5 protein-coding genes are annotated in these 3269 nt (G+C 67.8%); 3 read left to right on the top strand and 2 right to left on the bottom strand.

What is annotated here, in order from left to right:
- Positions 1 to 111: 111 nt before the first annotated feature.
- The gene (locus A5787_RS03695) at positions 112 to 546 is read right to left on the bottom strand and encodes a DUF6636 domain-containing protein (protein ID WP_082977052.1); all 435 of its coding nucleotides are present in this window, start codon (positions 544 to 546) and stop codon (positions 112 to 114) included.
- Between the two features lie 120 nt (positions 547 to 666).
- Here A5787_RS03695 and A5787_RS03690 point away from each other — a divergent pair, with 120 nt between their 5' ends.
- Genes A5787_RS03690 through A5787_RS03680 form a run of 3 tightly spaced genes read left to right on the top strand, consistent with a single transcriptional unit; the run spans position 667 to position 3052 of the window.
- Positions 667 to 1911, top strand: coding sequence for a condensation domain-containing protein (locus A5787_RS03690; RefSeq protein WP_066961753.1), 1245 nt, complete (start codon positions 667 to 669; stop codon positions 1909 to 1911).
- Between the two features lie 29 nt (positions 1912 to 1940).
- On the top strand, positions 1941 to 2279 hold the full coding sequence (locus A5787_RS03685) for a hypothetical protein (protein WP_231993805.1): 339 nt from the start codon (positions 1941 to 1943) through the stop codon (positions 2277 to 2279).
- Positions 2276 to 3052: an Rv3717 family N-acetylmuramoyl-L-alanine amidase gene (locus tag A5787_RS03680; protein WP_066961750.1), complete on the top strand. Its 777-nt coding sequence runs from the start codon at positions 2276 to 2278 to the stop codon at positions 3050 to 3052. The genes A5787_RS03685 and A5787_RS03680 overlap by 4 nt, the downstream gene beginning before the upstream one ends.
- A 1-nt stretch (position 3053) precedes the next feature.
- Here A5787_RS03680 and A5787_RS03675 read toward each other — a convergent pair.
- A partial coding sequence (locus A5787_RS03675) for a cutinase family protein (RefSeq protein WP_156763743.1) occupies positions 3054 to 3269 on the bottom strand: 216 nt, incomplete at its 5' end.

Below are 3269 nucleotides of genomic sequence, written 5' to 3'. Positions count from 1 at the left end.
ATTAATAGGTCATACGAGATTTCTTAGGTTCTCGTGGGCTCGTAGATGTGTATATGAGAGAGAGTGAGCCCCGCATAGTGCGATTCTGCGTCTGCTCGCGGCTGCTTACCGTCAGCCGAGGTCGAACGACTCTCGTGAGACGCGGAAGTAGTGCCCGCTGCCGCTGTCGGTGCATTTCATGCCCGAGGGCTGGCTCTCACAGCTGAGCGTTCCCGCGGAGATGGTTTGCCCGTAGTTGAGCGTCTGCTCGCCGGGCACCTGCAACGTGTCGCCGTGACACTCGATGGCGGCGGGCTTGCCGGGCGTGAGGCTGAACCGACTGCCCCAGGCGAGGTGCTTGCCGCACTCCGGGGGTGGCGGCGGCTGATAGGTGTAATCGCGGACGTCGCAGGCGACACCGTCGGTGCCCATGAGGCAGTAAATGTTTCCCGACGGGGACTGAAAGTTCTGGCTGTCCGCGCGCGCGGTTGCCGACGACGCCACGAGCGCCGCGGCCGTCGCGGGCACGACCAGCGCGAGCGTCGTGAATCTGTGCCTCGTGATCATTTGCTGAGCATAGGCCCTGATGCGCTACGAAGAAACAATTATGTTAAATGCCAGGTGTTTTCGCGCACCGTGGTGAACCGAGTCTGCGTGCGATCCGTGTGCATGGTGTCGCAGTGCCCAATGACGTTTGGAGACTTGGTGATCAGAAGCGTTCGTCCCGTCGGCGCCATGGAACGGCTTTTCTACCGCTACAGCGAGCGCAATCCCACTCACTTCCTGCTGGTGGCGGAGTTCGGCGAAATCCTTACCGCGGAACGGTTGCGACCGGCGCTTGCCGCGGCGCAGCGGCGACACCCACTGTTGTCAGTACATGTCGAGGACCGTCCCGGCAGCCACCTTGGCTTCTATCGCGCGGCGACCGTCGCACCCATCGAGTTGACGATGCGCCGCGGCCAGGAATGGGCGGCAACCGCGGCCGAGGAGTTGAGCCGACCGTTCGACCGCTCGCGTGCGCCGCTGATGCGAGCCTCGCTGCTGCAGGGCCAAGGAACGAGCGCGCTGCTGCTGACGTTTGACCACACCGTCGCCGACGGGATCTCCTCCGTATGGGTGATGAACGACGTGATCGCCGCGCTCAATGGCAAGGAGTTGTCGAATCTGCCTGCGCCGCAAGCGCAAGAGCAGCTCATCGACCACACGCTAGGGGCCGTCGAACCGTTCGACCCGTCCGAGCTGCCCGACGATCCGCGGATGCGAACGCCGACCACCATCCGTCCCTTCGACGGCGCCCCGACCAACGTGCACACCATGGCCATGACCGAGGCGGACACCGCGAGGTTGGTCGAGCGCTGCCGCGTGGAGCGCACCACGGTGCACGCGGCGATGGTGGTGGCGATGTGCCGGGTGCGCTCCGCCGAGCGCGGCGAAGAGTTCGTGCGGGTGCTCAACCCCATCAACTTCCGCCCGCTGGTCCGCGTCGAGGGGGACTGCGCGCTCTACATCCAGGCGACGTGGACGGGCTTGTCGCCGTGGGACGGCGCGCCATTCTGGGAGCAGGCCCGGGCGACGACCGCGCACCTCGACGCCGCGAGGTCGGCGCGCGGGATTCTTACCGCGTCGCTCGCCATCCGGCAGGCGATGACGGTGGACGCCGAGGTCGGCCACGCCGAGGAGCTGTTCGGCCGCGTGTGCCCGTTCGACATGCTGATCAGCAACCTGGGCGTGCAGAACCTCGACGACACGGGCCCGCTGCGGCCCACGGCGGTGTGGGGGCCGGTGGTGCAAAGCCAGACCGAGGGCGAGTACGTCACCGGGATCACCACCTACCAGGGCAGGCTGCGGATGGTGACCTGTGGTTACAGCGTGCCGACGACGTTCCTGAAGAGCGTCGGCGCCGCGCTGGCGGCCGCGGTCGACGAGCCGTAGTTGTCGGTGGGGCCTTTTACCGTTTGGGCATGAGCGGTTCGAGGGCGAGCTCCGGCGGCGGGCTCGGTGCGTTGCTGGGGCTGGCGCTGATCATCTGGATCATCATCAAGCTCATCTGGTTGATCGCCGGGGCGGCGGCACTCGTCGGCCTGTTCTTCGTGGTGCGGGCGCTCGTGCGGGAGGGCCTCAGGCGCGCCGAGCTGCGGGCGGCACATCGGACCGCCGTCCGCTTCCGCGCCGACCAGCAGCACCGCGGGGTGCTGCGCGGCGACGACCGCGGCATCTACGGCGTCGAGGGCGCCGAGCTGATGCGCTATCTCTATCCGGAGCGGGGTCGGATGCGGCGATTGTTACCCTTGCGCGAGTGAGTGACCCCCGTTGGCTGCGATCCGTTTCACGGCGCGACATCTTCAGATGCGCCGCCGTCGCGCCGGCCCTGCTCGGCATTAACGCGCTGGTCGACGCCCCACGCGCGGGCGCCGGCATCGCGGGGATGGGCGTGTTCCTCGACCCGGGCCACAACGCGGTGAACGACGCCTCGACCACCCGGCAGGTGCCCAACGGCCGGGGCGGCACCAAGCTGTGCAACACCTCGGGCACCGCGGCCGACGACGGCTACCCCGAGCACGCGTTCACCTGGGCGGTGGTCGGGCTGATCAGCGGTTCGCTCAACTCGATGGGCGTCCGCACCCAGCTGTCCCGTGACAACGACGGCTCCGCCGGCCCCTGCGTGGATCAGCGCGCGGCGCTGGCCAACGCGATGCGCCCCGATGCGATCGTGAGCATTCACGCCGACGGTGGACCGTCGGCGGGCTCGGGATTCCACGTCAACTATTCCGCGCCGCCGTTGAACGAGTCCCAGTCCGGCGCGTCGGTGCAGTTGGCCCGCACCATGCGGGAAGCCTTGGTGCAGGCGGGTTTTCACCCGAGCACCTACATCGGGTCCGACGGCCTGTACGGGCGCGACGACCTCGCCGGGCTGAACCTGGCCGAGTACCCGGCCGTCCTCGTCGAGCTGGGCAACATGAAAAACGCCGACGAGGCCGCGCGGATGGAAAGCGCCGACGGCCGCGCCAGGTACGCCGCGGCCGTCACGCAGGGCATCGTCACGTTCCTGAACGCCAAGGCCCCGACGGGCTAGCTCAGCTGCCGAAGCTTCCGCTGGAAACCCCGGCCGCCGTTGCGCCGTTGCCGCCGAGGTGACTGGCCGCGAAGGCCGCGCCCTTGTCGATCATCTCGCCGTCGGATGCGTAGGTGTTGTGCGCGGCGAAGTTCATGCCGTCGGAGCAGACCGGGTCCTCGGGGGCGCAGACCTTGATGGTCTTGGGCTGATACAGCGGACCGATGGCGACCGGGGG

Origin of the sequence: Mycobacterium sp. 852002-50816_SCH5313054-b (assembly GCF_001667185.1) — a bacterium.
GTDB lineage: Bacteria > Actinomycetota > Actinomycetes > Mycobacteriales > Mycobacteriaceae > Mycobacterium.
Note: the sequence above shows the minus strand (reverse complement) of the source record. Positions and strands in the feature narration are given on the sequence as shown.